This is a genomic window from Ottowia beijingensis (assembly GCF_042680925.1).
Taxonomy (GTDB): Bacteria; Pseudomonadota; Gammaproteobacteria; order Burkholderiales; family Burkholderiaceae_C; genus Ottowia; species Ottowia beijingensis.
Genome location: NZ_JBHUEP010000012.1, coordinates 252450 through 277031, shown reverse-complemented (window position 1 = coordinate 277031; position 24582 = coordinate 252450). Strand labels below are relative to the sequence as shown.

The window sequence follows — 24582 nt, the reverse complement described above, 5'->3', positions numbered from 1 at the left end:
CGCGGCGCCGGCCCCTCGGGCCGGGATCACGCGGCGTTCGGGTCAGCCCGAGGCCGCGTCGCGCACCACCAGCGGCGCGGTGCCCCGCGCCTCGACGCGCCCCACCACCGCCGCTCGCCCAAACCCCTGGCGCTGGAAGGTGGCCCGCACCGCATCCACTGCATCCGGCGCGCACGCCACCAGCAGGCCGCCGCTGGTCTGCGGGTCGGTCAGCAGGGCGCGTTCGGTGTCCGAAAAGCCGGCCGGCAACGAGACTTCGTCGCCATAGGCCGCCCAGTTGCGCCCGCTGGCACCGGTGACGATGCCGCGCGCGGCCAGCTCGCGCACGCCGGGCAGCAGGGGCACGGCGGGCCAGTCGATCTGCACCGTGACGCCGGCGCCGCGCGCCAGCTCCAGCGCGTGGCCGGCCAGGGCGAAGCCGGTGACGTCGGTGATGGCGTGCACGCCGGGCAGTTGCGCCAGATCGGGGCCGGCGGTGTTCAGGCGCGTGGTGCTGGCGATCATCTGCGCGTAGCCCTCGGCGTTCAGCTCGCCCTTTTTCAGCGCGGCCGAATACACGCCCACGCCCAGCGGCTTGCCCAGCACCAGCACGTCACCCACCTGCGCGGCGCTGTTTTTCTTCACGCGGTCGGGGTGCACCAGGCCCAGCGCCACCAGGCCGTAGATGGGCTCGACCGAGTCGATGGTGTGGCCGCCCGCAATCGGGATGCCCGCCGCGCGGCACACGCTGGCGCCGCCTTCCAGAATCCTGCCAATCGTCTCGACCGACAGCACGTTGATCGGCATGCCCACCACGGCCAGCGCCATGATGGGCGTGCCGCCCATGGCGTACACGTCGCTGAGCGCGTTGGTGGCGGCGATGCGGCCAAAGTCGAACGGGTCGTCGACGATGGGCATGAAGAAATCGGTGGTCGCCACCAGCGCCTGGCTGTCGTTGAGCTTGTAAACGGCGGCGTCGTCCGCGGTTTCGATGCCGACCAGCAACTCCGGCGGCACCGGCATTTGCGTGGTGCCGCGCAGGATGCTGGACAACACGCCCGGTGCGATCTTGCAGCCGCAACCACCGCCGTGGCTGAGCGAGGTGAGGCGGGGTTCGGCGGTCTTGGGGGAGGTAGAAGCGGTCATGCGATCGATTGTCGCGCATGCCTGTTGACTATTGAATCGATAGCTGCCCGCGCTTGATAGGCAAGCGCTGGCGCCGTAAAAGCGTCAGAATCGGCGCCCTGGCGCGCTCAGGCACACTCGCACCTTCAAGGAACGAATTTCCACCCCCCCGACTCTGTCTGCGGTCATGCATTTCAAACCTTCTCTTTCTGCGCTGCTGCTGGTCGCCAGCGCCTCTTTTGCGTCCGCCGCGCTGTCACAACAACTGGCTCCGCCGGCAGCCGCTGCCAGCCCGGTCAGCCAATTCAAGCTGGCCAACGGCCTCACGGTGATCGTCAAGCCCGACCGCCGCGCGCCCACCGCGGTGCACATGCTGTGGGTGCGCGTCGGCTCGATGGACGAGGTGGACGGCGCCAGCGGCGTGGCCCACGTGCTGGAGCACATGATGTTCAAGGGCACCGACAAGCTGCAGCCCGGCGAGTTCTCGCGCCGCGTGGCCGCGCTGGGCGGGCGCGAGAACGCCTTCACCAGCATGGACTACACCGGCTATTACCAGCAGGTGCCTGCCAACCGCCTGGGCGACGTGATGGCGCTGGAGGCCAACCGCTTCGCGCACAGCCGCTACAGCGACGAGGAGTTCGCCAAGGAGCTGGAGGTGGTGAAGGAAGAGCGCCGCTCGCGCACCGAGGACAACCCGCGCGCCCTGATGTTCGAGCAGCTGCGCGCCACCACCTTCATCGCCTCGCCGTATCGGCGCCCGGTGATCGGCTGGATGGGCGACCTGGAATCTCTGACGGCGCAGGACGCGCGCGCCTTCTTCCAGCGCTGGTACACCCCGGCCAACGCCGCCGTGGTGGTGGTGGGCGATGTCGATCCGCAGCAGGTGCTGGCGCTGGCGAAGCAGCACTACGGCGGCATCAAGACCCACGCCGTGCCCACGCGCAAGCCGCGGCCCGAGCCCGAGCAGCGCGGCCTGCGCCGCATCGACGTGAAGGCCCCGGCCGAACAGGCGCTGGTGGCGCTGGCCTTCCGCGTGCCGCAGATGACCAGCCTGCAGCCCTCGCCCGACAACGACGACGCGCTGGCGCTGACCGTGCTGTCGGCCGTGCTGGACGGCTACAGTGGCGCGCGGCTCGACCGTGCGCTGACGCAAGGGCCCGACCGCGTGGCCGACAGCGCCAGCGCCGGCAACGGCCTGCTGGGCCGTGGGCCGCAGACCTTCAGCCTGGTCGGCGTGCCGGCGGCGGGCAAGACGGCCGCGCAGGTCGAGGCCGCGCTGCGCGAGCAGGTGGCGCGCATCGCCAAGGAGGGCGTGAGCGAGGCCGAACTGAACCGCGTGAAGACGCAGTGGGTGGCCAGCGAGGTCTACAAGCGCGACAGCGTGATGGGCCAGGCGCAGGAGCTGGGCCACTACTGGATCCAGGGCCTGCCGCTGGACGCCGATGCGCAACTGATCGAACGCCTGCGCGGCGTGACGGCGGCGCAGGTGCAGGCCGTGGCGCAGAAGTACTTCGGCGACGACCAGCTCACGGTGGCCACGCTGCTGCCGCAGCCGCGCGATCCGAATGCCAGGCCGCGTGTGGCGCCGCTGGATGCGCGGCATTGAGCCTTTCGTTCCCGGTTGTTTCTCCCTCGCCCCTCTGGGGAGAGGGCAGGGGTGAGGGACCGCTTCGCCTGCTGGCAACCATGACCTCACCCCAACCCTCTCCCGCCGGCGGGAGAGGGGGTCTCATCAAGTGATCTCATGAATACTCTGAAAAAAATAGCTGCTCGCGCTTGCTGGACGGTCGCCAGAGGCCAAAAACACCTTGACCCTGTGGGAGCGGGCTTGCCCGCGATGCAGCGCTTCGGTGCCAATCAACACCCCATCGCGGGCAAGCCCGCTCCTACAAAAAAGAGAGCTTTCAGCGCCGTGTTGGCAGGCGCCGCAGGCTTGTTCATGCTGCACCCCGCCGTCGCCGCCATCCCCATCCAGCACTGGACTCAGCCCAGCGGCGCGCAGGTGTGGCTGGTCGAAAGCCCGGTGATCCCGATGCTGGACGTGCAGGTCGACTTCGATGCCGGCAGCCGGCGCGACCCGGCCGAACAGGCGGGCCTGGCCAGCGTGACCGCGCTGATGGCCGGCAAGGGCGTGGCCGCGCGCGACGGCCAGCCGGCGCTGGACGAGAACGCGCTGGGTGAGGCCTGGGCCGACCTGGGCGCTGCCTTCGGCGGCAGCGCCGGCAACGACCGCATGAGCTTTCAGCTGCGCACGCTGACCGACCCTGATCTGCTGCAGAAGTCGGTGGCGCTGGCCGCGCGCGAGCTGGGCGAGCCGGCCTGGCCCGACGACGTGTGGCAGCGCGAGCGCCAGCGCCTGTCGGCCGCCATCAAGGAATCGCGCACGCGCCCCGGCACCATCGCCGGCCTGGCCTACAGCGCGGCGGTGTACGGCAGCCACCCCTACGGCTACGAGACCACGCCCGAGTCGCTGGCCCGCATCGGCGTGGCCGACATGCGCGCGCGCTATGCCGACTTCATCCGCCCCTGCCGTGCCAAAGTCAGCCTGGTCGGCGCCGTCACACGGGCGCAGGCCGACCAGCTTGTGACGCAATTGCTGTCGCGCCTGCCGCAGGGCGGCGACTGCGCGCCGTTGCCCGCCGTGCCCGAGGTGGCGCCGCTGGCGGCGGCCAAGGACGAGCGAATCCCGTTCGCTTCGGCACAGTCGCACGTGCTCATCGGCCAGCCGGGCTACAAGCGCAGTGATCCGGACTTCTTCGCGCTGCTGGTGGGCAACCACATCCTGGGTGGTGGCGGCTTCACCTCGCGCCTGATGACGCAGGTGCGCGAGAAGCGCGGCCTGAGTTACAGCGTCTACAGCTACTTTGCCCCCGGCCTGCACGCGGGCGCCTTCACTGCTGGCCTGCAGACGCGCCCCGACCAGGCGGCCGAGGCGCTGGGCGTGGCGCAGAAAGTCATCGCCGACTTCGTGGCCAACGGCCCCACCGCGGACGAACTGCAGGCCGCCAAGGACAACCTGATCGGCGGCTTTCCGCTGCGGCTGGACGGCAACCGCAAGCTGCTCGACAACGTGGCCAACATCGCCTGGAACAACCTGCCGCTGGACTACCTGGAGCACTGGACCCAGCGCGTGGATGCCGTGACGGCCGACCAGATCAAGACCGCCTTCCAGCGCGTGCTGCAGCCGCAGAAGATGGTGACGGTGGTCGTGGGCGGGCAGTGAAGGGTGCGCGCCCCGCGCTGCGGGCACGACGCATCCATCAGCAGGTGTTGGGGAGTATGTGCCTTCAGCGCCTGTCGTTCGGGCGCTGTCGGGTTGGCACATGGGGAGTATATGATGGCCATGGCCTTCCAGACGCGCCATCGCGGCCAAGGCCGCTCCACACAGCGCAGGAGCGGTGGATGGGACAGCCAGGCGCCCGAAGCGGCGGCGCACAGGGCTCCCTCTCCCGCTTGCGGGAGAGGGTTGGGGTGAGGGCGGCAGCGCATCGCCTGAAGCCGGCGCCGTCACGATGCCTGCGGCATCGCCCCCTCACCCTGGCCCTCTCCCCCCTTCGGGTGGAGAGGGGAGGTCAAGGGTTCATGCCCACGTGCTTTGCTTGACCAACAAGCACCGAAGCCGCGGCCCCGGCCCCGGCCCCGGCCCCAAGGCGCTGCGCAGCAAGCGCCGCCCCCACATCCGATGGCCGCGGAGCAGGCCGCGCCAGAACGCCGTGGCCGGGGTCTCCCCGGCCACCAGCGTTGTCCCCTCGGGGGAAGCCGCGCAAGCGGCTCAGGGGGGTTAAATGTGCCCCAAGAATATTGGCTGGTGCCGCATGTGCAGCGACAAGCCCAGCGCCGCCATGTGGTCGCTGTTGCGGCCCAGGATCTTCTCGGACAGTGGCAGGAACTCCAGTTCCTCGAAGCGCGCGTGCGCCTTGTACTGCGCCACCAGGCTGGCGATGGCCTGCGGGTCGATGTCCACCGCCTGGCCCTTGGCCACCTTCTTCAGCTGCGGCTCCAGCGCGTTCCACTGCTTCTCGATGTCGCGGTGCTCGCGCGTCAGCGCGTCGATCATCTGCTTCACCAGCGCGCGCTCCTCGCCCGGCGCGCTGCTGCCCAGCACGGCGGGGAACAGCTCGCGCTCCTCCTCCTCGTGGTGCTCGAACGCCGCCGCGCGGAAGAACTTGACGATGTCTTCGGCCACCTCGCGCGCGCGCTGCGCCGGCGCCAGCAGCGCGGGCAGTTCGCCGAACGTGTCCAGGTGCCGCACGATACCGGCGTGGCACTGCGAGAAGTTGTTCAGCGGCTCGTCGGTATCGACAGGGGAGGTGGGCGCCTGGCTCATCGGGGTCTCCAAGGGTTCGTGTGTGTGCTTAGCGTAATCCACGCCGCGCCATCCGGGGCAAAGACAGTGCGCCGCATGATGCCATTGCTTGACCCAGGTCAGGCCCGGCAACGCCAGGCCATGGGCGCGGCGGCGGTCACAATCGCCCCATGCCCCGCCGCCCAGCCCCATCCACGCCCCGCCGCACGGCGCCGCTGCCGCAAGAGGTGCGCATCATCGGCGGCCAATGGCGCCGCACGCGCCTGCCCGTGGCCGATCGCCCCGGCCTGCGCCCCACGCCCGACCGCGTGCGCGAGACGCTGTTCAACTGGCTGGGGCAGGACCTGGGCGGCTGGCAGGTGATTGACGTCTTTGCCGGCACCGGCGCGCTGGGCTTCGAGGCCGCCTCGCGCGGCGCCGCCGAGGTGCTGATGGTGGAGCAGGACGCGGCACTCGCCGCCGGCCTGCGGGGCTTGAAGGACAAGCTGAAGGCCGACGCCGTGCGCGTGCAGCTCGGTGACGGCGTGGCGGCGCTGAACGCGCAGGCGCCGGGCAGCGCCGACCTGGTGCTGCTCGACCCGCCGTTCGACGCGGCCGCGCTGTTCGCCCCCGCGCTGGCCGCCGCCGCGCGCACCGTGCGGGCCGATGGCTTCGTCTACCTCGAAGCGCCCCAAGCCTGGGACGATGCCGCGCTGGCCGAAAGCGGCCTGCGCCTGCACCGCCACCTGAAGGCCGGCGCCGTGCACGCGCACCTGCTGCGGCGTTCCGCATAATCGCCCCCAGGTTTTCATGTAGGAGCGGCGGAAGCCGCGATCAGGCAGTTTCTTCGGACGAAGCGCTGCTTCGCGGCTTCCGCCGCTCCTACCAGGCCAGGCCAACGTCCGCAGGAGACACACCACCCATGAGCCGCCACGTCATCGCCGTCTACCCCGGCACGTTCGACCCCATCACCCTGGGCCACGAGGACATCGTGCGCCGCGCCGCCGGGCTGTTCGACCAGGTCATCATCGCCGTTGCCATGGCGCACCACAAGAAGACGCTGTTCACGCTCGACGAACGGCTGGCGCTGGCGCGCGACACCGCCAGCCGCTACGACAATGTGAGCGTCGAGCCCTTCGACGGCCTGGTGCGCGACTTCGTGGTCGATCGCGGCGGCAAGGTGATGGTGCGCGGCGTGCGCGGCGTGACCGACTTCGACTTCGAATTCGGCCTGGCCGGCATGAACCGCAACCTGGCGCCCGACGTGGAAACCATCTTCATGACCCCCGCCGCCACGCTGCAGGCCGTCAGCAGCACGCTGATCCGCGAAATCTCGCAGCTGGGCGGCGACGTGGCACCCTACGTGGCGCCGCTGGTGCTGGAGCGGTTGCTCGCCAAGCGCTCGGACGCGCAACGGTCTCGGTAACCCGTATGCCGGCTGACCTCCGCATCAGCGCTTTGCTCATCAGCCTGTGCGGCGGCTATGTGCTGCCCATCGGATTCTTCTTTCTCGTAGGCATGCTGATTGCGAGTCTTTCGGGCGCCACCACTTTCCACAATCTGTGGCTCAGCCTGGCGATCAACGCTGCGCTGTTGATCTGCCCTTTTGGCGCGGGCTATTGGGCCGCGCGGCTGGCGCAGACGAGTCCTTTGCTGCATGGCTTGCTGGTGTCGCTGATGGGTGCCTTGCTCATCTCGCTCATGACGAGGCCCTACAGCGTCAACACGCTCCTTTTTTCTGCGCTTTGGTTTTCCGCCCTGGGCGTGACGGGCGCATGGTGGTGGCGCCGGCGCGCGGCCCAGTCAACACGGGTTGATGGAAGCCTGACCAATTGACCTTGCCCGGGCTGATGGGATCGGATCGCGCCCATCATGGCCTCTCACACACAGGAGGTCACGATGAGCGACATCTGGTTGAAATCACTGATCACCGCGACGCCGCAGGAAGGCTTCGAGCTGGCGATCACGCTGAGCCGACGCGGCGTGAAATACACGCAGCCCGACGGCGAGGTGCTGCACAGGCTGCGGGCCGAGTACGCCAACTCGGCCGACGGGCTGACGGCGGCATCGCAGGTGATCGCCGTCAACTTTCAGACCGTGGCGGCGGCCAACAACTACTGGCGCGGTTAGCGCAAGAACATCAAAAAAGCCTGATCAGTAACCAGCCTCAGGCAGCGTTGTGGGAGCGGGCTTGCCCGCGATGAGGCGCCTCGTCGCCACCCACGCTGGATCGCGGGCAAGCCCGCTCCCACACCACGGATGCGGTCCGCGCTTCACTTGGGACTTACTGGATGATCAAGCAAAAATGATAGCTGGCCGCGCCGGTCACCAAACGATTTCAAAGGATTTTGGCTTGAAACCGTTGCAGGCACTGCGCAAGCCACTATCAATACCGAAGCGAGGTCCATGAGCAGACCCGCGCCGCGCGGGCTTTACTGCTCCACGAACGCCCGCTCCACCACGAAGTCGCCCGGCGTGGTGGTGTTGCCTTCGTTGAAGCCGCGCGCTTCCAGCACGGCCTTGATGGACTTCAGCATCTCGGGGCTGCCGCACAGCATCACGCGGTCGACCTGCGGATTGAGCTGGGGCACGCCCAGGTCGCGCGCCATCTGGCCGCTTTCGATCAAGTCGGGGATGCGGCCCTGCGTGGGGAAGGGCTCGCGCGTTACCGTGGGGTAGTACTTGAGCTGCTGGCTCACCATCTCGCCCAGAAACTCGTGCTTCGGCAGCTCGTTGGTGATGTAGTCGCGGTAGGCCAGCTCGCTGACCAGGCGGCAGCCGTGCACGAGGATCACCTCGTCGAACTTCTCGTAGGTGTCGGGGTCGCGGATGATGCTCATGAACGGCGCCAGGCCGGTGCCGGTGCCGAACATGTACAGCCGCTTGCCGGGCACCAGGTAGTCGATCAGCAGCGTGCCCGTGGGCTTGTGGCCGACGATGATGCTGTCGCCCGGCTGGATGTGCTGCAGGCGGCTGGTCAGCGGGCCGTCCTGCACCTTGATGCTGAGGAATTCCAGCGTCTCTTCGTAGTTGGGGCTGACGATGGAATAGGCGCGCAGCAGCGGCTTGCCGTTCACGCGCAGGCCGATCATGGTGAAGTGGCCGTTCGAGAAGCGCAGGCTCTGGCTGCGCGTGGTGGTGAAGCTGAACAGGCGGTCCGTCCAGTGGTGGACGGTGAGAACTTTTTCGTCGTCGAAGGCGGCCATGGGCTGAAGGCGCGCGGCAGGCGCGGCAGACAAATGGGGGAAACCCCGTATTGTCGCATCGGCGCTTAGACGGATCGCGGCATTAGCTTATGCTGAGTCATTTTGGCGCGGCCGGGCTGGCCGTATCTTCGCGAAACACATGAACGCTTCTCTTCCTCTCTCGGGCCTGCGGGTGCTCGATCTGTCGCGCGTGCTGGCCGGCCCGCTGGCCGCGCAGGTGCTGGGCGACCTGGGCGCCGACGTGGTCAAGGTCGAACACCCCGCGCGCGGCGACGACACGCGCGACTGGGGCGTGCGCACCGGCGCGCGCAACAGCGCCTACTTCAACAGCATGAACCGCAACAAGCGGTCCATCACGCTCGATCTGCAGCAGCCCGAGGGCCAGCGCATCGCGCGCGAGCTGGCGCTGCAAAGCGATGTGGTGATCCAGAACTTCAAGTTCGGCGGCACGGCGAAGATGGGGCTGGACTACGACACCCTGGCCGCCGCCCATCCCGGCCTGGTGTACTGCTCGATCACCGGCTACGACCCCACCGGCCCCGAGGCCGCGCGCCCCGGCTACGACCTGGTGGTGCAGGGCGAAACCGGCCTGATGGGCCTGAACGGCGAGGAGGGCCAGGCGCCGCTGAAGTTCGGTGTGGCCATGGTCGACCTGTTCACCGGCATGTCGGCCGGGCAGGCCATTCTGGCGGCGCTGTGGGCGCGCGAGCGCAATGGCCAGGGCCGCCACGTGCAGCTGTGCCTGCACGACTGCGGCATCATGCTGTCCGTCTACTACGGCATGGAGGCGCTGATCCAGCAGGCCGATCCGCCCAAGTACGGCAACGCGCACCCGTCCATCGTGCCCTACGGCGTGTTCGACGCGGCCGACGGCCCGCTGGTTGTCACCGTGGGCAACAACGCGCAGTTCCAGCGCTTCTGCCGCGACGTCATCCAGCGCCCCGAGCTGGCCGAGGACGAGCGCTACGCCACCAACGCCGCACGCTCCATCCACCGGCACGAGCTGCTGCCGCTCATCAAGGCCGAGCTGGCCCGCCGCCCGCGCCACGACCTGCTCGAGGCGCTGGCCCAGGCCGGCATCCCCTGCGGCGAGGTGCTGGGCGTGATGGAGGCGCTGACATCCCCTCGCACGCAGGCCGCTGGCGGCGTGCTGCAGACGCAGCTGACCGACGGCACCCCCGTGCCGGTGCAGGCGCCGCCCTACCGCTTCGAGGGCGCGCGCATGCCGGTGCGCCTGCCGCCGCCCATGCTGGGCGAGCACACCGCCGCCGTGCTGCATGAGCGCCTGGGGCTGGATGCCGCCGGTGTCGACGCCCTGCGCGCAGCCGGCGTGGTGTGAGGTTTTTTTGATTGATTTCGGCCGCCAGTGCCCACCCAGCAAGCGCCGGCAGCTCTTTGTTTTGTAGTAAACAGGAGACCTGAGACATGCACAAGCCATCGACACCCTCGCGCTTCACCGTCACGCGCCGCAGCGCGCTGGTGGCCACCGGCGCCTTGCTGGCCGGCGTGGGCGCGCGCGCGCAAAGCTGGCCCACCAAGCCCATCAAGCTGGTGGTGCCCTGGCCGCCCGGCGGCCCCACCGACACCGGCTCGCGCATCACCGCGCAATACCTGGGCGAGCGCCTGGGCCAGACGGTGGTGATCGAGAACCGCCCCGGCGCCTCCGGCTCCATCGCCTACCAGCAGGTGCTGAAAGCCCCCGGCGACGGCTACACCTTCGTCATGCTGGCCACGCCCACCATGCTGGCGCCGCACCTGTACAAAAGCGCGCAGTTCCACCCCGTCAACGACCTGCTGCCCGTGGGCATGGTGTACGACCTGCCCATCGTGCTGGTCGTCAACGCCGCGTCGCTGCCCAAGGTGACCGACCTGGCCGGCCTGATCACCGAGGCCAAGGCGCGTGCCGGCAAGCTCGACTACACCACCGCCGGCCCCGGCAGTTTTGGCCACCTGAGCATGGAGCTGCTCAAGCAGCAGGGCGGCTTCCAGGCGCAGCACATCGCCTACAAGGGCAGCGCTCCGGCCATGAACGACCTGCTGGGCGGCCAGGTGCCGGTGATGTTCTCCGACCTCGTCGCCGCGCTGCCGCACATCAAGAGCGGCAAGCTGCGCGCGCTGGCCGTCGGCTCGCCCAAGCGCGTCAGCATCGTGCCCGACGTGAAGACCGTGGCCGAGCAGGGCTTCACCGGCTTCGAGGCCGTCTCCATCGGCGCCATGATGGCCCCCAAGGGCACGCCCGCCGCCGCCATCGAGCGCATGACCACCGAGCTGAAGGCCGTGCTGGCCATCAAGGAAGTGCAGGACCGCCTGGTCGGCGCCGGCTGCTACGCCGGCTACCGCACGCCGCAGGAAACCGGCCGCTACGTCACGGCCGAATTCGACAAGTGGGGCAAGGTCATCAAGGACAACAAGATCCTGGTGGAGTGAGCGCCGCCGCGGCGCTGCGGCGACTTCGCCAGCTGGGGGAAGGCAGGGATGGGGGCCGCACCTGCCGTGGCGCATGCGGCGCGGCCCTCACCCCGGCCCTCCCCCAGCGGGGGAGGGTGAATAGGGGGGTATCTGCCTGCAGAGCTTGTTGGACAGGCGCTGGCGGCCTGAATATAGAGGGGTATGTGGCTTCGGCAGAGCGAGCGTTGCCGTCACGCTGTGACTCCTTCCCCCTCTGGGGGAAGGCAGGGATGGGGGCAACTCCTTGTCGTGGTGCATGCGGCGCGGCCCCCACCCCGGCCCCCACCTCGGCCCTCCCCCAGTGGGGGGAGGGTGAATAGGGGAGTATCTGCTTGTAGCGCTTTCTGAACGGGCGCTGGCGGCGTGTTTATGAGGGAGTATGCGTGTCTCCCTGTCTTTGTGGGAGCGGCCTTGGCCGCGATGCAGCGCTGCCACCCCCACGAAGCCCATCGCGGCCAAGGCCGCTCCCACAAAAGCCCCACCCGCCACGCACGCGCAGGCTCAGCCAGCGACCCCCTCCACCAACAGCCGCACGCGCCGCACGCCCTGCCATTCGTCCGCCTCCAGCCGGAAGGCCAGTTGCGCCCGCGCCGGCAACGGCTCGGTGTGGCCGAACCAGATGCCGTCCACCGGCTGGCCCTGGTGGCGCAGCTTCAGCGCCAGGTGCTTCTCGCCCACCAGCCGCTGGCTGATCACTTCCACCTCCTCGCTGAACACCGGTGGCGCAAAGCCCTGGCCCCACACCTCGCGGTGCAGCGTGTCCACCATGTCGGGGCGGCGGTATTCGGGCGGCAGGGGGCCATCGGTCTCCAGCCGGCGCGTCAGCGTGGCGGCGTCCAGCCATTCGGCGGCCACCTGCTGCAGCGCCTGCTCGAAGGTGTCGAAGTGTTCTTCGGCAATCGTGCAGCCGGCGGCCATGGCGTGGCCTCCGAACTTAGACAAAACGCCCGGGTGGCGCTTGGCCACCAGATCCAGCGCATCGCGCAGGTGAAAGCCGGGGATCGAGCGGCCCGAGCCCTTCAGCTCGTGCTCGCGCCCTGGCGCGCTGCTGGCGGCGAAGACGAAGGTGGGGCGGTGCAGCCGGTCCTTCAGCCGCGCGGCGACGATGCCGACCACGCCTTCGTGGAAGTCGGGGTCGAACACGGCGATAGCGCTGGGTGGTTCATCCTCGACATCGAACAGCCCCTCGGCGATCTGCATGGCCTGCTCGCGCATGCCGCCCTCGATCTCGCGCCGCTCGCGGTTGATGCCGTCGAGCGTGCGCGCCAGCTCGTCGGCGCGCGCCGCGTCGTCGGTCAGCAGCAGTTCGATGCCCAGCGTCATGTCGGCCAGGCGGCCGGCGGCGTTGATGCGCGGGCCCAGGGCGAAGCCGAAATCGAAGGTGGTCGCCTTCTGGCTTGCGCGGGCAGCTACGGAAAAAAGAGCGGACAGGCCCACCGGCAACTGCCCGGCGCGGATGCGCTTGAGGCCCTGCGCGACCAGGCGGCGGTTGTTGGCGTCGAGCCGCACCACGTCGGCCACGGTGCCCAGCGCCACCAGTGGCAGCAAGGCATCGAGCTTCGGCTGTGTGGCCTGGTCGAAAGCGCCCCGTTGCCGCAACTCGGCCCGCAGCGCCATCAGCACGTAGAACATCACGCCCACGCCGGCGATCGATTTGCTCTCGAAATCGCAGCCGGGCTGGTTGGGGTTGACGATGCAGTCGGCCGAAGGCAACTCGCTGCCCGGCAGGTGGTGGTCGGTCACCAGCACCTTCAGGCCCAGTTCGCGCGCGCGCGCCACGCCCTCGACGCTTGCGATGCCGTTGTCCACCGTGATCAGCACGTCGGCGCCTTGGGCCGCCACGCGCTCGGCGATGGGCGGTGTGAGCCCGTAGCCGTCGACCACGCGGTCGGGCACCAGATAGCTCACATGCTGCGCACCCAGCAGCCGCAGGCCGCGGATGCCCACGGCGCAGGCGGTGGCGCCGTCGCAGTCGTAGTCGGCCACGATGCACAGGCGCTGTTGCGCGGCGATGGCATCGGCCAGCAGCACGGCGGCTTCTTGCACGCCTCTCAAGCCCGCGGGCGGCAGCAGGCGCGCCAGGCCGTCGTCCAGCTCGTCGCGGCTGGTCACGCCGCGCGCCGCGAACAGGCGCGCCAGCAGCGGGTGCACGCCGGCCTGCTCCAGCGCCCAGGCGGCGCGGGGGGGAACGTCGCGGATTTCAATCTTCATGGAAGCGGGTGGTTTTCTTGTGGGAGCGGCCGTGGCCGCGATGGGGCGCACCGTTCGTATCCGCCGCTCATCGCGGGCAAGCCCGCTCCTGCATCAATATTCATAGCTGCTCGCGCAGACTGGATAAGCGCTGGGGGCTGAAAAGGCTTGAAACCCTGAAGCCCAGCCCGGTGCCGCGCTTCAGCGTGATGGCGCGGCGGGGGCCGCACAGGGTCAGGCGCACGTCGGCGCCCGCGGCCAGTTGCTGGGCGAGCTGCGCCACGCTGTCGGCGTCGATGGCCTGCCACGCTGCCTGCCAGGCGGCGAGGTCGGGCGTGGCGGCGGGGGCCAGGCGCGCATCGACCTGCACGGCCGGGTTGGGGGCGATGGCGTGGTCGAGCACGCCCGCGCCTTCGGTCCACAGCGCGTTCACCGGCGGCTGCCGAGCCTGCTCGCGCGCATCGTTCACGGGCTGGGTGTAGAGCAGCATCTGCAGCTCGTTCTGCAGCCGGCGCAGGTGCGCGCTTTGTGCGGGTGTGGGCGCGTGCGACAGCACCTCGCGCGTCAGCGGCTGCTGCGCGGCGCGCGCCATCGACCAGGTGGTCAGCCCGCGCAGCAGCTCGCCCTGCGCCAGCCAGGCGTCGGGGCGCTGGTAGGTCAGCGTCAGGCCGTCTTCCTGCAGCAGCGGCTGCACGGCGGCCAGCAAGGCGCGCGATTCGGCTTCGGTCAACAGCAGTTGCTTGGGCGGCAGCAGGGTGATGTGGTCCATGCCCAGCTGCCAGTGGCAGGGCCGCAGCCAGGCGCAGGGCGTGCCGAGGGTAGCGGTGTCGAACGCCGCCCACGGCACCTGGCCGGGCGCGCCGGGCAGGCCGTGGGCGTGGGCCAGGGCGCGCTCGAGGGGGGTGTCGGGCGCGTCGTCGTCGCAGGTGAGGGTGTCGCTGACCTGCAGACGCCTGAGCAGCGCCTCTAGCCGGGGCAGCGGCGGCAGCGCGGGCAGGGCGCTGCCTTCGGGCAGCAGGGGGTGGGCGTCGGCAATCAGCAGGTGAAAAGTCTCGGGCACGGCCGGATTGTGGAGGATGCGAGAATTGCCCCCTTTGCCTCCAGGCCCGTTCCGCGCGCCCTGCCACCCGATCCCATGTCCCTGTCCCAACGCTGGCCTTATGAATTGCTGCTCGGCTGGCGCTACACGCGCGCCGGGCGGGCGACGCGGCGCAACGGCTTCATCTCGTTCATCTCGGCGGCGTCGATGCTGGGCATCGCCCTCGGCGTGGCGGCGCTGATCATCGTGCTGAGCGTAATGAACGGCTTTCAGAAGGACGTGGCCGGCCGCATGCTCAGCGTGATCTCGCACGTCGAGGTGTTCTCGCCCGATGGCGGCGCGCTGCCCGACCCGGCCCGCACACTGACCGAGGTGCGCCAGCACCCCGAGGTGATCGGCGCCGCGCCTTTCATCGGCGCGCAGGGCCTGCTGGCGCGCGGCGAGACCATGCAGGGCGCCATCGTGCGCGGCATCGACCCGGCGCTGGAGCCCAACGTGACCGACGTGGCCGCCGAGATGCGCGACACGCTGCTGCCCAAGCTGGTGCCGGGCGAGTTCGGCATCCTGCTGGGCAGCGACCTGGCGCGCAAGCTGGGCGTGGGCGAGGGCGACCAGGTGACGCTGATCGCGCCCAGCAGCCAGGTCACGCCCGCCGGCGTGGTGCCGCGCCTGAAGCAGATGACGGTGGTGGGCACCTTCAGCAGCGGCCACTACGAATACGACTCGGCACTGGCCATGCTGCACATGGACGACGCCGCGCGCATCTTCCGCCTGGAGGGGCCGACGGGCATTCGCCTGAAGCTGCGCGACCTGCACCAGGCGCGACAGGTGACTGACCAGCTGGCCGGCAGCCTGAGCGGCCATCTGTTGCTGCTGGACTGGACGCGCCAGAACCGCACCTGGTTCGCCGCCGTGCAGCTCGAGAAGCGCATGATGTTCATCATCCTCACGCTGATCGTGGCCGTGGCCGCGTTCAACCTGGTCAGCACGCTGGTGATGACGGTGCAGGACAAGCGCGCCGACATCGCCATTCTGCGCACGCTGGGGGCGAGCCCGGCCAGCATCATGAAGATCTTCATCGTGCAGGGCGCGCTGGTGGGCGTGATCGGCACGCTGGCGGGGCTGGCGCTGGGGCTGCTGATCGCCTTCAACATCGACGTCATCGTGCCCTTCCTGGAAGGCGTGTTCCGCGCCAGCTTCCTGCCCAAGGACATCTACCTGATCAGCAAAATGCCCAGCGACCCGCAGGCCAGCGACATCGTGCCGATCGCGGTGATCTCGCTGCTGCTGGCTTTCGTGGCGACCATTTACCCAAGCTGGCGCGCCAGCCGCGTGAATCCCGCGGAGGCTTTGCGCTATGAGTAACGGCTCCCCCCTGAGCCGCTCACGCGGCATCCCCCCGGAGGGGGGACAACGCTGGTGGTCGGGGGGACCCCGACCACGGCGTTCCGGCGTGGCCTGCTCCGCGGCCGCCAGAAAGGGCTTGCTGCGCAGCCCTTGTGAAGGGTTGCTATGAATTCAGAAGCTGTCCACGCGTATTCTGCAAGTGCCAAGGCCGTATTGGAAGCACAGGCCGTCACCAAGCGTTTCCACGAAGGCCCGCTCGACGTGACGGTGCTGCACGGCGTCGATCTGGCGGTGAACGCCGGCGAAACGCTGGCCATCGTGGGTCAGTCGGGCTCGGGCAAGAGCACGCTGCTGCACCTGCTGGGCGGGCTGGACGCGCCCACCACCGGCAGCGTGCGGCTGATGGGGCATGATTTTTCCGGCCTGTCGCCCGCCGCGCAGGGCGCGCTGCGCAACACGCACCTGGGCTTCGTCTACCAGTTCCACCACCTGCTGCCCGAATTCAGCGCGCTGGAGAACGTGGCCATGCCGCTGTGGATTCGCCGCCAGTCGCGCGAAGAGGCCGCCAGGGTGGCCGAGCGCATGCTGGGGCAGGTGGGCCTGGCCTCGCGCGTGCACCATCGCCCGGCCGAGCTGTCGGGTGGCGAGCGCCAGCGCGTGGCGATCGCCCGTGCGCTGGTCACGCAACCGGCCTGCGTGCTGGCCGACGAGCCTACCGGCAACCTGGATCGCGCCACCGCCGATGCCGTGTTCGCGCTGATGATGGAGCTGGCGCGCAACCACGGCACCGCCTTCGTGCTGGTCACGCACGACGACGCGCTGGCGGCGCGTTGCGGCCGTGCGCTGCGGCTGGACCGGGGCCGGCTGGACGGCGCCTGAGGCGCGAGCAGGAGGCTTCGTGATGACCGAATCCGCACCGTCATCGAGGCCGTCGGCATCGTCATCGACGCCGCCGGCGTGCTGGCCATCGTGGTCGGCCTGCTGGTGGCGGCGGTGCGCTATGCCACCACCGGGCGTGCACGCGCCGACGGCTTTCGCATGCTGCGGCAGGACCTGGGACGCGGCATCCTGCTGGGGCTGGAGATCCTGATCGCCGCCGACATCATCCGCACCGTGGCCATCACGCCCACGCTGGACGGCGTGCTGGTGCTGGGCGTGATCGTGCTGATCCGCACCTTTCTCAGCATGGCGCTGCAGGTGGAACTGGAAGGGCGCTGGCCCTGGCAAAGCCGCGCGGACGGGCGAGACCGCGACTCCCGTCAGGACGATTCGCTACGGTAACGATAGCTGTTCGCGCAGTCTGGACGGGCGTTATAGGCACTTTTTGTTGATCATCCAGACGTCGCGGATGCGGCGCGGAGCGCATCCGCACTGTGGGAGCGGGCTTGCCCGCGATCAAGCGCTCGTGGGGGCGAGGCGCCTCATCGCGGGCAAGCCCGCTCCCACAACAGTGTCCGAGACTGGTGGCTCATCAAGCACTTCTTCCATCAAGGCGCGCTGATCCGCGTGCCGTCCACGATGCGGTCGTCGGGCTGCACGATCACGCGCTGGCCCGCGTCCAGCCCCTCCAGCACCTGCGCCGCCGTGGCCGAGCGCAGGCCGATCTTCACCGGCGTGCGCCGCGCCTTGCCGCCTTCCAGCCGGTACACGGCCCAGCCGTCGCCCGTGCGGAACAGCGCGCTGCCGGGCACTTACAGCACGTCAGCTTCGCGCTGCACGATGAATTCGACCTCCACGCGGAAGGCATCGCCCAGCGCGGCCCACTGCTCGCGCGGGGTGTCGAAGTCGAGGATGACGCGCGTGCGCTGCTCTTCCACGCCCAACGCCGACACCTTGGTGTAGCCGCCGGGTTCAATGCGGGCGATGCGCGCTTGCAGCACGCCTTCGCCGCCCCAGCGCAGCATGCGCGCCGGCAGGCTGGGCGCCAGCCGCACGGCGTCGGTCGACAGCACCTCGGCCTCGATCTCCAGCAGCGCCGGATCGCCGATCTCCATCAACACCTGGCCGATGGGCACGGGCGTGGCGCTTTCCACCGGGCGCTTGAGCACGCGGCCAGCCACCGGCGCGGTCACCGTGAGCACCTTGGCCGTGCCGCTGGCGCGCCCCTCGTCGGCCAGCAGGGCGCGCGCGGCGTTCACGCGCTCGGTGGCGGCGCGCTCGTCGGCGTGGGCGGCGGCGAGTTCAGCGCCGGTCGAGGTGGCGCGGGCGCGGGCGTTGTCCAGGTACTCCTGCGACACGGCGCCGGCGCCCTGCAGCGTCTGCGCGCGGCGCAGGTCGGTCTGCGCCAGCCGGTCGGCGGCCTGCGCGGCGCCGATGCGCTGACGCACGGCGGCCAGTTGCGCCTCGGCGCCGCGTAGTTCGGCCTGCGCCTGACTGCGCGAGCGCGGGTCAAGCAGTTGGCTGGTGGCCGGCTCGATCTCGGCCAGCACCTGGCCGGCGCGTACCGCGTCGCCCGGCTGCAGCGCAATGCGGCGCACCATGCCGGCCACCGGCGCGGTGACCACGTAGCGCTGTTTCAGCCGCGTCTTGCCTTCTTCCTGAAAGCTCACTTCCAGCGGCCCGCGCGTGACGGTCGCGGTGCTGGCCAGCTGCACCGGCTCGCGCATCGCCGCCCACGCCAGCACGGCCAGCGCCACGGCGGCGAGCAGCCAATAAATGGTCTTGCGGGTCATGGGTTGGGGTCTTGATCAGGTCAGTCCAGCAGGCGCGCGGCCTGTCCTTGCTGGGTCAACAACGCCACGGCCTGGCGATCGAAGGACACAAAGGTTTCGCCGCCCAGCCATTCGCCTTCGTAGGCCATGATGCCGTCGGCGAAGTCGCCGCCCGCCTCCAGCACGGCCAGGCCAGCCTCGACGGCGGGACGGTTCATCACCACGTTGCCCGCGCCAAGCAGGTCGCGGATGGTCAACGCCACATCGGCGACGGACAGCTTGGCCCCCCGGCGCAGCACCCATACCAAGTCGCACAGGCAGGGCAGGGACACAGCGATCAGCGACGCGCTTCTCAGCAGCGTGGCGGCGGCTTCGCCCTGGCTGGCGTCATCTTGCAGCACGGCACGCACCAGCACATTGGTGTCGACGGAGATTTTCACGGCTCGCCCGCCCAGCCGGCGGCGGCGATGTCGTTCATCTCGTCGATGGTCAACGGCTTTTTCAGCCTGCCCTTGTGCCGGCCGATGAAGCTGTCGATGGTGCCGGCCGGCCGTGCTGCCCGCAGGCGCAACTCGCCGCCCGGCAGCTTGTCGAGTTCGATGCGCTCGCCTGGCTTGAGGCCCAGGTGCTGCAACAGGTCGCGCTTGAGGGTGACTTGGCCCTTCATGGTGATGCTCAAAGAGGTCATGGCGGTGCCTTTGATGAATGCAATGAATATTTTAATTACCTGGGTGCTCGAACGCTACTCGCGCGTCTTCAGCACGCCGATCATGTCGAGCTGCCGGATGCGCCAGTACACCGCCAGCGACGACAGCACGGCGCTGACCACGGTAACCAGCGCGACCATCGCGTAGCCCGAAGCCGTCAGCACCACCGGCACGCGGTTCGAGTCCGACTGCATGCCCTGCGCCAGCAGCCACGCCAGGCCGTAGCCGGCGGCAAAGCTGAGCGGGATGGAGATCAACACCAGCAAGGCCAGCTCGCCCAGCAGGATGTAGGCCACTTCGTTCTGGGTGAAGCCCAGCACACGCAGGCTGGCCAGCTCGCGCCCGCGTTCGGCCAGGGCGATGCGCGCCGAGTTGTAGACCACGCCGAAGTTGATGATCGCGCCCATCAGCGCAGCCATCCAGCTGAACAGGCGGGTGGTCTGCGCCAGCGTGTCGTAGAACGAGTTGATGGCGGCCAGGCGCGACTCGGCCCCGGCCACGCGCGGGCGGCGGTCCAGCTCGTGCAGCACGCGGGTCTGGGCTTCGGGGGCCACGGTGAGCAGCGCGCCGCTGATGACGTCGCCATCGCCCAGCGCGCGGTTGAGGGCGTCCAGATCCATGTAGGCGCGCAGGCCCAGGAACTCTTCCACCAGCTGCGTGACCGGCAGTTCCAGCCGCTTCTGCCGGCCTTCGAGTACTTCCACCTGCACCCTGTCGCCCACGCCCACGTGCAGGCGCTTGGCCAGGTAGTCGCCGAGCACCACGCCGCCGGGCGGCAGCGTCACGCGGCGCATCTCGGTGTCGACCGGGCTGCGCAAGGTGCTGCTGGGGGGCAGGCCTTCGATGCTGCTGAGCACGTGGTGGTTTTCATGGCGCAGGCGCACCGCCACCGTGCGGATGCCTTCTGCATGCTGCACGCCCGGCAGCGCGCGCAACTCGTGCGCGGCCTGGCGCGAGCTGGCTTCGATGAAGGTGACCGACAGGTCGTGCTGCTGGCCGAGCCGGAAGGTGTGCTCGACCATGAAGTTGATCGAGCCGGTCTGAAAGCTGGACATCAGCATGATGCCGCCGGCCAGCGCCAGCCCGATGATGGACATCAACGCCATGCCGGGCCGGCGCTCCAGCTGGCGCCAGATGATGCGCGTAGGCTGCGACAGCCAGCGCGTCAGGCCCAGGCGCTCCACCAGCGTGCGCCTGAAGCGCTCCGGCGCGGGCGGGCGCATGGCCTGCGCCACCGGCTCGCCCGCGGCGGCAAACACCGCATAGCCGGTGCCAGCCAGCGCCGCCAGCAGGCTCACGCCGGCGCCCAGGGCCACCACCGGCAGGCCGATGGAAAAGTGCAGGAACGGAAAGCGGAAGTTGGCCTGGTACAGCCCCGCCAGGTGGGTGCCCAGCCAGGCGCCCAGGGCCACGCCCAGCACGGTGCCGAGCGCGCAGATCAGCGTGACGATCAGCCCGTAGTGCAGCGCCACCTGCAGCGTGCTGTAGCCAAAGGCCTTGAGGATGGCCACCTGGTCGCGCTGCATGCCGATCAGGCGCTTGAACACCACGTTCAGCAAGAAGGCGGCCACGCCCAGGAAGATGGCCGGAAACAGCCGCGCCATGGTGGCCAGCTGCTTGAACTCGTCGTTCAGGATGGCGGCCGACTGCTGCTCTGACCGGCCCACCGCGCCGCGGCTGCCATAGCGCGCCAGCGTGCGGTCGATGGCGTCGATCACCTCGCGCTCGTTGGCCCCGGGCACCAGCGTGGCGGTGAGCTGGTTGAAGGCGCCGTCCATGTTCAGTGCCGCCTCCAGCGCGCGCCGGTGCGCCCACACGATGCCGAAGCGCTTGTAATCGGGCAGCATGGCGCCGGGCTTGACCTGGTACAGGTACTCGGGTGAAACCGCGATGCCGACTATGGTGAACCATTGCGAGCGCCCGTACACCGTGGCGCGCAGACGGTCGCCGGGCTTCAGTCCGTGCGCCTGCGCAAAGGCGTCGCTGATCAGCACCTCACCGTGCGCAAACGGGGCCAGCATGCGGCCGGCACGCAGGTACAGGCGGTTCTGCAGCGGCTCACCGCTGTCGGGCAGCGACAGCACCAGCGCTTCTGCCGGTTCGCCAAAGCGGGGCACCTGCAGCTTGCCGCTGGTGATCACGCGCATTTCCACCTCGGCCACGCCGGGCAGGGTGGCCACACGCTCGGCCACATGTTCAGGCGCGCGCTTGACCTGCGCCCACACGTCGGAGAAGCGGTATTGCTGATACAGCAGCGCCCGCGTGTCGCGCAGCGATTCGAGCGTGGATTGCGACATCACCAGCATGGCAATGCCCGAGGCGATGACCAGCGCGATGGCCAGCGCCTGCCCGCGCATCAGCCACAGATCGCGCAGCGCCTTGCGGTGTATGGCTTGCATCGCGGCGTCGCTCCTGCCCTAACGACCCTGCCCAGGCCCGGCACCGCGCCGCGCGCGCCGGCGCGACCACAGCGCGTAGCCCAGCGCCACCACGATCACGCCCAGTGCCAGCCAGCCCTCGTAGTGCTGCGCCTTGCCCAGCAGCGCCTGCGCCGCCTGGCCGAAGAACCAGCCGAGGCCGGTGAGCAGCACGGCCCACAGCACGGCGCCCAGGGCGTTGAACGCGGCAAAGCGCGTCCAGGCCATGCCGCTGGCGCCGATCAGCACCGGCCCGGCGATGCGGAAGCCGTACAGAAAGCGCACCGAGACCACCACCCAGGCGCCGTAGCGTTGCAGCCAGCCATCCAGCCGCTGGCGCTGTGCCGCGACCTGCGGCCAGCGCGCGAGGATCTGCGGCGCGAAGCGCCGCCCCAGCAGAAAGAAGGCCATGTCGCCCGCGAAACCTGCCGCCGCCGCCACGGCCACCACCACCGGCCACTGCAGGTAGCCGCGGTGCGCCGCGAAGCCGGCCAGCAGCAGCACCGTCTCGCCTTCCAGCAGGCAGCCCAGCGCGACGGCCCAGTAGCCGTAGGTGCCGATCAGGGCGGCCAGGTCCATGTCAGGCAGGCGCGCCTTGGCGCTGCGCCAGGCGGCGGTAGAACCAGCGCTTGACGATCTCGACCAGCACCAGGTAGACGATCATCAGCCCCGCCAGCAGGCCGAAGAACTCGGGCGGCAGCGGCGTGAAGCCCAGCATGCCCGCCAGCGGCGTGAAGGGCAGGACCATGGCCACGCCCACGATGCCCAGCGAGGTCAGCAGCAGGGCCGGGTGCGGGCGGCTGGCGAACGGGCTGCCGCGCGTGCGGATGACGAAGATCACCAGCACCTGCGTGGCCAGCGATTCGACGAACCAGCCGGTGTGAAACAGCGTCTCGTCCGCATGAAGCACCTTCAGCAGCAGCCAGAAGGTCAGGAAGTCGAAGATCGAACTGATCGGCCCGATGCAGACCATGAAGTCGCGGATGAACGCCATGTCCCAGCGGCGCGGCCGGGCCAGGTCCTGCTCGTCCACATTGTCGAGCGGGATCGGCAGCTCCGACAGGTCGTAGAGGAAGTTGTTGAGCAGGATCTGCAGCGGCAGCATCGGCAGGAAGGGCAAGAACAGCGTGGCCGCCGCCATGCTGAACATGTTGCCGAAGTTGGAACTGGTGGCCATCATGATGTACTTCATCACGTTGCCGAAGGTGCGCCGGCCCTCGCGGATGCCGGCGTAGAGCACGTTGAGGTCGTTCTCGAGCAGGATCATGGCGGCGGCCTGCTTGGCGACATCGACCGCGCTGTCCACCGAGATGCCGACGTCGGCGGTGTGCAGCGAGGGCGCGTCGTTGATGCCGTCGCCCATGTAGCCGACCACGTGGCCGCGTGCCTTCAGGGCCAGCAGCACGCGGTTCTTCTGCTGCGGGTTGGCGCGTGCGAACAGGTTCACGTCTTCCACGCGGGCGCGCAGCGCGTCGTCGTTCATGGCACCGATCTCGGCGCCGGTCAGCACGCCGGTGACGGGAATGCCCAGCTCGCCGAACACGTGGCGCGCAACCTGCTCGTTGTCGCCGGTGATGATCTTCACCGCCACGCCGCTGGCGGCCAGCGCCTGAAGGGCGGGTTTGGCGCTGGCCTTGGGCGGGTCGAGGAAGGCGGCGAAGCCGGCGAGCACCAGCTCGCTCTCGTCGTCGACCACGGCATCGACCAGCGTCTCGGGCTCGCGCTTGGTGGCCACCGCGAGCACGCGAAAGCCGTCGGCGCCCAGCCGGTCGAACAGCGCCCGCACCTGCGCCTGCGCTTCGGTATCGAAGGTTTTTGGCTGCTGGCGCCCGTCTGGCGGGCGCAGGCAGCTATCGCATTCATAGTGCGTGCACAGGCGCAGCACGTCTTCCGGCGCACCCTTGACGATCAGCAGGCGGTCAGCGCCACGTTCCACCAGCACCGACACGCGGCGCCGCTCGAAGTCGAACGGCACTTCGTCGATCTTGGTCCAGCCGCTCACGTCGATGTGCTGGTGCGCGAGGATGGCGTCGTCCATCGGGCTCTTCAGGCCGCTCTCGAAGAAGCTGTTCAGATACGCCAGCTCCAGCACGCGGTCGCTCTCGTTGCCCTGCGGATCGACGTGCTTTTCCAGCCGGATCTTGGCCTCGGTCAGCGTGCCGGTCTTGTCGGTGCACAGCACGTCCATGGCGCCCATGTCCTGGATCGCGGTCAGCCGCTTGACGATCACCTTCTGCGCCGCCATGCGCATGGCGCCGCGCGCCAGCGTGACCGAGACCACCATCGGCAGCAGCTCGGGCGTCAGCCCCACCGCCAGCGCGACGGCGAACAGAAAGGATTCGAGCAGTGGCCGGTGAAACGCCACGTTGACCAGCAGCGTGAACAGCACCAGCAGCAACGTGAGCCGCATGATCAGCAGGCCGAAGCGGCGCGTGCCGATCTCGAAGGCGGTGGGCGGCGGCGGCTTTCCAGGCTGGTGGCGATCTGGCCGATGGCGGTGCGCTTGGCGGTGCGCATCACCAGCGCGCGGGCCGAGCCGCTGACCACCGAGCTGCCCATGAAGATGGCGCTGTCGGCTTCCGCATCCCAGGCCGCGTCGTCTGTCGGCGCGCCGGCGTGGCGCTCGACGGGGTAAGGCTCGCCGGTCAGCAGCGCCTGGTTGACGAAGAAGTCCTTGGCCTCGAGCACCTGCGCGTCGGCCGGGATCAGGTCGCCCGCCGACAGCAGCACCACGTCGCCCGGCACCAGTTCGGCGGCGGGCCGCTGCTGCGGCTGGCCGTCGCGCAGCACCTGCACCTTCAGCGCCACCTGCGTGGCGAGCTTTTAGGCCGCCTGGCCGGCGCGGTGCTCCTGCACGAAGTCGAGGATCACCGACAGCAGCACCATCACCGCCACCACGGTGGCGCTGGTGACGTCGCCGGTGGCGGCCGAGATGGCGCTGGCGGCCAGCAGGATCAGCACCAGCGGGTTGAGAAAGCGCGACAGGAACTGCAGCAGCGCGCTCTGGCGCCGGGCTTTCAGCTGGTTGGGGCCGAAGCGCGCCAGCCGCTCGGCGGCTTCGGCGCTCGTCAGTCCGGGCGCGGTCGTTATGGAATCGGTGGTGGCCATCGGAGCTTCGTTTCAGTGAATCGGGCGCTGGATGGATGGGGATGACGGCGGCTCGAGCGGGTCACGAATCGCCGGACGCA

25 protein-coding genes are annotated in these 24582 nt (G+C 69.4%); 11 read left to right on the top strand and 14 right to left on the bottom strand.

Translation table 11 applies throughout. From position 1 onward, the window contains the following. Positions 1-42 precede the first annotated feature (42 nt). A complete protein-coding gene (selD, locus tag ACFSCU_RS16815) occupies positions 43-1125 on the bottom strand; it encodes a selenide, water dikinase SelD (protein ID WP_180549350.1) in 1083 nt (360 codons plus the stop codon). A gap of 166 nt (positions 1126-1291) precedes the next feature. Between selD and ACFSCU_RS16810 the strand changes: the two genes are divergently transcribed. Both ACFSCU_RS16810 and ACFSCU_RS16805 read left to right on the top strand, forming a co-directional pair. After that, positions 1292-2710: a M16 family metallopeptidase gene (locus tag ACFSCU_RS16810; RefSeq protein ID WP_377561199.1), complete on the top strand. Its 1419-nt coding sequence runs from the start codon at positions 1292-1294 to the stop codon at positions 2708-2710. Between the two features lie 333 nt (positions 2711-3043). Then, the gene (locus ACFSCU_RS16805) at positions 3044-4327 is read left to right on the top strand and encodes a M16 family metallopeptidase (RefSeq protein WP_180549349.1); all 1284 of its coding nucleotides are present in this window, start codon (positions 3044-3046) and stop codon (positions 4325-4327) included. 558 nt (positions 4328-4885) lie between these two features. Here ACFSCU_RS16805 and ACFSCU_RS16800 read toward each other — a convergent pair. Next, the gene (locus ACFSCU_RS16800) at positions 4886-5431 is read right to left on the bottom strand and encodes a hemerythrin domain-containing protein (RefSeq protein WP_377561198.1); all 546 of its coding nucleotides are present in this window, start codon (positions 5429-5431) and stop codon (positions 4886-4888) included. A 149-nt stretch (positions 5432-5580) separates the two neighbouring features. Here ACFSCU_RS16800 and rsmD point away from each other — a divergent pair, with 149 nt between their 5' ends. From rsmD to ACFSCU_RS16780, 4 genes are all read left to right on the top strand, one after another. Continuing rightward, a complete protein-coding gene (gene rsmD / locus ACFSCU_RS16795) occupies positions 5581-6183 on the top strand; it encodes a 16S rRNA (guanine(966)-N(2))-methyltransferase RsmD (RefSeq protein ID WP_180549348.1) in 603 nt (200 codons plus the stop codon). A gap of 128 nt (positions 6184-6311) precedes the next feature. Further along, entirely contained in the window at positions 6312-6815 is a 504-nt protein-coding gene (gene coaD, locus ACFSCU_RS16790; protein ID WP_180549347.1) for a pantetheine-phosphate adenylyltransferase, read from the top strand. A 5-nt stretch (positions 6816-6820) separates the two neighbouring features. After that, on the top strand, positions 6821-7225 hold the full coding sequence (locus tag ACFSCU_RS16785; RefSeq protein WP_377561197.1) for a hypothetical protein: 405 nt from the start codon (positions 6821-6823) through the stop codon (positions 7223-7225). A gap of 63 nt (positions 7226-7288) precedes the next feature. Continuing rightward, entirely contained in the window at positions 7289-7519 is a 231-nt protein-coding gene (locus ACFSCU_RS16780; RefSeq protein WP_180549345.1) for a hexameric tyrosine-coordinated heme protein, read from the top strand. 302 nt (positions 7520-7821) lie between these two features. Here the strand turns inward: ACFSCU_RS16780 and ACFSCU_RS16775 are convergent, their stop codons facing one another. Further along, entirely contained in the window at positions 7822-8595 is a 774-nt protein-coding gene (locus ACFSCU_RS16775; RefSeq protein ID WP_377561196.1) for a ferredoxin--NADP reductase, read from the bottom strand. A 139-nt stretch (positions 8596-8734) separates the two neighbouring features. Here ACFSCU_RS16775 and ACFSCU_RS16770 point away from each other — a divergent pair, with 139 nt between their 5' ends. Then, positions 8735-9934 carry a CaiB/BaiF CoA transferase family protein gene (locus ACFSCU_RS16770; protein ID WP_180549343.1) on the top strand — a complete coding sequence of 400 codons (1200 nt, stop codon included), beginning with the start codon at positions 8735-8737 and terminating at the stop codon, positions 9932-9934. Between the two features lie 86 nt (positions 9935-10020). Beyond that, the gene (locus ACFSCU_RS16765; protein WP_377561195.1) at positions 10021-11022 is read left to right on the top strand and encodes a Bug family tripartite tricarboxylate transporter substrate binding protein; all 1002 of its coding nucleotides are present in this window, start codon (positions 10021-10023) and stop codon (positions 11020-11022) included. Between the two features lie 522 nt (positions 11023-11544). Here the strand turns inward: ACFSCU_RS16765 and recJ are convergent. Beyond that, positions 11545-13254, bottom strand: a complete 1710-nt coding sequence (gene recJ, locus ACFSCU_RS16760) for a single-stranded-DNA-specific exonuclease RecJ (protein WP_377561194.1) — start codon at positions 13252-13254, stop codon at positions 11545-11547. Positions 13255-13354: 100 nt separating this feature from the next. Then, positions 13355-14293: a phosphoglycerate mutase gene (locus ACFSCU_RS16755; RefSeq protein ID WP_377561193.1), complete on the bottom strand. Its 939-nt coding sequence runs from the start codon at positions 14291-14293 to the stop codon at positions 13355-13357. Positions 14294-14368: 75 nt separating this feature from the next. Between ACFSCU_RS16755 and ACFSCU_RS16750 the strand changes: the two genes are divergently transcribed. The 3 genes from ACFSCU_RS16750 (at position 14369) to ACFSCU_RS16740 (ending at position 16900) form a co-directional block, all read left to right on the top strand. Next, positions 14369-15637 carry a lipoprotein-releasing ABC transporter permease subunit gene (locus tag ACFSCU_RS16750; protein WP_377561192.1) on the top strand — a complete coding sequence of 423 codons (1269 nt, stop codon included), beginning with the start codon at positions 14369-14371 and terminating at the stop codon, positions 15635-15637. Positions 15638-15784: 147 nt separating this feature from the next. Continuing rightward, the gene (lolD, locus tag ACFSCU_RS16745) at positions 15785-16498 is read left to right on the top strand and encodes a lipoprotein-releasing ABC transporter ATP-binding protein LolD (protein ID WP_180549340.1); all 714 of its coding nucleotides are present in this window, start codon (positions 15785-15787) and stop codon (positions 16496-16498) included. Positions 16499-16576: 78 nt separating this feature from the next. Next, positions 16577-16900: a DUF1622 domain-containing protein gene (locus ACFSCU_RS16740; protein ID WP_308645734.1), complete on the top strand. Its 324-nt coding sequence runs from the start codon at positions 16577-16579 to the stop codon at positions 16898-16900. 206 nt (positions 16901-17106) lie between these two features. Here the strand turns inward: ACFSCU_RS16740 and ACFSCU_RS16735 are convergent, their stop codons facing one another. The 9 genes from ACFSCU_RS16735 to ACFSCU_RS16700 are packed head-to-tail and all read right to left on the bottom strand — an operon-like array spanning position 17107 to position 24502. Further along, on the bottom strand, positions 17107-17310 hold the full coding sequence (locus ACFSCU_RS16735) for a permuted SH3 domain-containing protein (protein ID WP_180549339.1): 204 nt from the start codon (positions 17308-17310) through the stop codon (positions 17107-17109). Next, positions 17311-18291 (bottom strand): efflux RND transporter periplasmic adaptor subunit, encoded by a 981-nt coding sequence (locus ACFSCU_RS16730; RefSeq protein ID WP_180549338.1) that lies wholly within the window; start codon positions 18289-18291, stop codon positions 17311-17313. It lies immediately after the preceding gene. 20 nt (positions 18292-18311) lie between these two features. Then, on the bottom strand, positions 18312-18710 hold the full coding sequence (locus tag ACFSCU_RS16725) for a type II toxin-antitoxin system VapC family toxin (protein WP_377561191.1): 399 nt from the start codon (positions 18708-18710) through the stop codon (positions 18312-18314). Further along, positions 18707-18958: an AbrB/MazE/SpoVT family DNA-binding domain-containing protein gene (locus ACFSCU_RS16720; protein ID WP_180549337.1), complete on the bottom strand. Its 252-nt coding sequence runs from the start codon at positions 18956-18958 to the stop codon at positions 18707-18709. Before ACFSCU_RS16720 ends, ACFSCU_RS16725 begins: the two co-directional genes overlap by 4 nt. A gap of 54 nt (positions 18959-19012) precedes the next feature. Next, a complete protein-coding gene (locus ACFSCU_RS16715; protein ID WP_377561190.1) occupies positions 19013-21376 on the bottom strand; it encodes an ABC transporter permease in 2364 nt (787 codons plus the stop codon). 18 nt (positions 21377-21394) lie between these two features. Beyond that, positions 21395-21973 carry a DedA family protein gene (locus tag ACFSCU_RS16710; protein ID WP_180549336.1) on the bottom strand — a complete coding sequence of 193 codons (579 nt, stop codon included), beginning with the start codon at positions 21971-21973 and terminating at the stop codon, positions 21395-21397. A gap of 1 nt (position 21974) precedes the next feature. After that, the gene (gene mgtA, locus ACFSCU_RS16705) at positions 21975-23804 is read right to left on the bottom strand and encodes a magnesium-translocating P-type ATPase (RefSeq protein ID WP_465264383.1); all 1830 of its coding nucleotides are present in this window, start codon (positions 23802-23804) and stop codon (positions 21975-21977) included. A 2-nt stretch (positions 23805-23806) separates the two neighbouring features. Beyond that, positions 23807-24202 (bottom strand): P-type ATPase actuator domain-containing protein, encoded by a 396-nt coding sequence (locus ACFSCU_RS18955; RefSeq protein ID WP_465264382.1) that lies wholly within the window; start codon positions 24200-24202, stop codon positions 23807-23809. 15 nt (positions 24203-24217) lie between these two features. Next, complete coding sequence (locus tag ACFSCU_RS16700; RefSeq protein ID WP_257645551.1) at positions 24218-24502, bottom strand: cation-transporting P-type ATPase; 285 nt, start codon at positions 24500-24502, stop codon at positions 24218-24220. Between the last annotated feature and the right edge of the window lie 80 nt (positions 24503-24582).

Excerpts from the sequence above, each read along its gene's own strand:
- ACFSCU_RS16775 (WP_377561196.1), bottom strand. The coding sequence starts at position 8,595 with ATGGCCGCCTTCGACGACGAAAAAGTTCTCACCGTCCACCACTGGACG.
- recJ (WP_377561194.1), bottom strand. The coding sequence starts at position 13,254 with ATGAAGATTGAAATCCGCGACGTTCCCCCCCGCGCCGCCTGGGCGCTG.
- lolD (WP_180549340.1), top strand. The coding sequence starts at position 15,785 with ATGAATTCAGAAGCTGTCCACGCGTATTCTGCAAGTGCCAAGGCCGTA.
- ACFSCU_RS16805 (WP_180549349.1), top strand. The coding sequence starts at position 3,044 with ATGCTGCACCCCGCCGTCGCCGCCATCCCCATCCAGCACTGGACTCAG.
- selD (WP_180549350.1), bottom strand. The coding sequence starts at position 1,125 with ATGACCGCTTCTACCTCCCCCAAGACCGCCGAACCCCGCCTCACCTCG.
- ACFSCU_RS16720 (WP_180549337.1), bottom strand. The coding sequence starts at position 18,958 with ATGACCTCTTTGAGCATCACCATGAAGGGCCAAGTCACCCTCAAGCGC.
- ACFSCU_RS16785 (WP_377561197.1), top strand. The coding sequence starts at position 6,821 with ATGCCGGCTGACCTCCGCATCAGCGCTTTGCTCATCAGCCTGTGCGGC.
- ACFSCU_RS16715 (WP_377561190.1), bottom strand. The coding sequence starts at position 21,376 with ATGCAAGCCATACACCGCAAGGCGCTGCGCGATCTGTGGCTGATGCGC.
- ACFSCU_RS16750 (WP_377561192.1), top strand. The coding sequence starts at position 14,369 with ATGTCCCTGTCCCAACGCTGGCCTTATGAATTGCTGCTCGGCTGGCGC.
- mgtA (WP_465264383.1), bottom strand. The coding sequence starts at position 23,804 with ATGCGGCTCACGTTGCTGCTGGTGCTGTTCACGCTGCTGGTCAACGTG.
- ACFSCU_RS16710 (WP_180549336.1), bottom strand. The coding sequence starts at position 21,973 with ATGGACCTGGCCGCCCTGATCGGCACCTACGGCTACTGGGCCGTCGCG.
- ACFSCU_RS16780 (WP_180549345.1), top strand. The coding sequence starts at position 7,289 with ATGAGCGACATCTGGTTGAAATCACTGATCACCGCGACGCCGCAGGAA.
- ACFSCU_RS16700 (WP_257645551.1), bottom strand. The coding sequence starts at position 24,502 with ATGGCCACCACCGATTCCATAACGACCGCGCCCGGACTGACGAGCGCC.
- ACFSCU_RS16770 (WP_180549343.1), top strand. The coding sequence starts at position 8,735 with ATGAACGCTTCTCTTCCTCTCTCGGGCCTGCGGGTGCTCGATCTGTCG.
- rsmD (WP_180549348.1), top strand. The coding sequence starts at position 5,581 with ATGCCCCGCCGCCCAGCCCCATCCACGCCCCGCCGCACGGCGCCGCTG.
- ACFSCU_RS16800 (WP_377561198.1), bottom strand. The coding sequence starts at position 5,431 with ATGAGCCAGGCGCCCACCTCCCCTGTCGATACCGACGAGCCGCTGAAC.
- ACFSCU_RS16730 (WP_180549338.1), bottom strand. The coding sequence starts at position 18,291 with ATGACCCGCAAGACCATTTATTGGCTGCTCGCCGCCGTGGCGCTGGCC.
- ACFSCU_RS16810 (WP_377561199.1), top strand. The coding sequence starts at position 1,292 with ATGCATTTCAAACCTTCTCTTTCTGCGCTGCTGCTGGTCGCCAGCGCC.
- ACFSCU_RS16765 (WP_377561195.1), top strand. The coding sequence starts at position 10,021 with ATGCACAAGCCATCGACACCCTCGCGCTTCACCGTCACGCGCCGCAGC.
- coaD (WP_180549347.1), top strand. The coding sequence starts at position 6,312 with ATGAGCCGCCACGTCATCGCCGTCTACCCCGGCACGTTCGACCCCATC.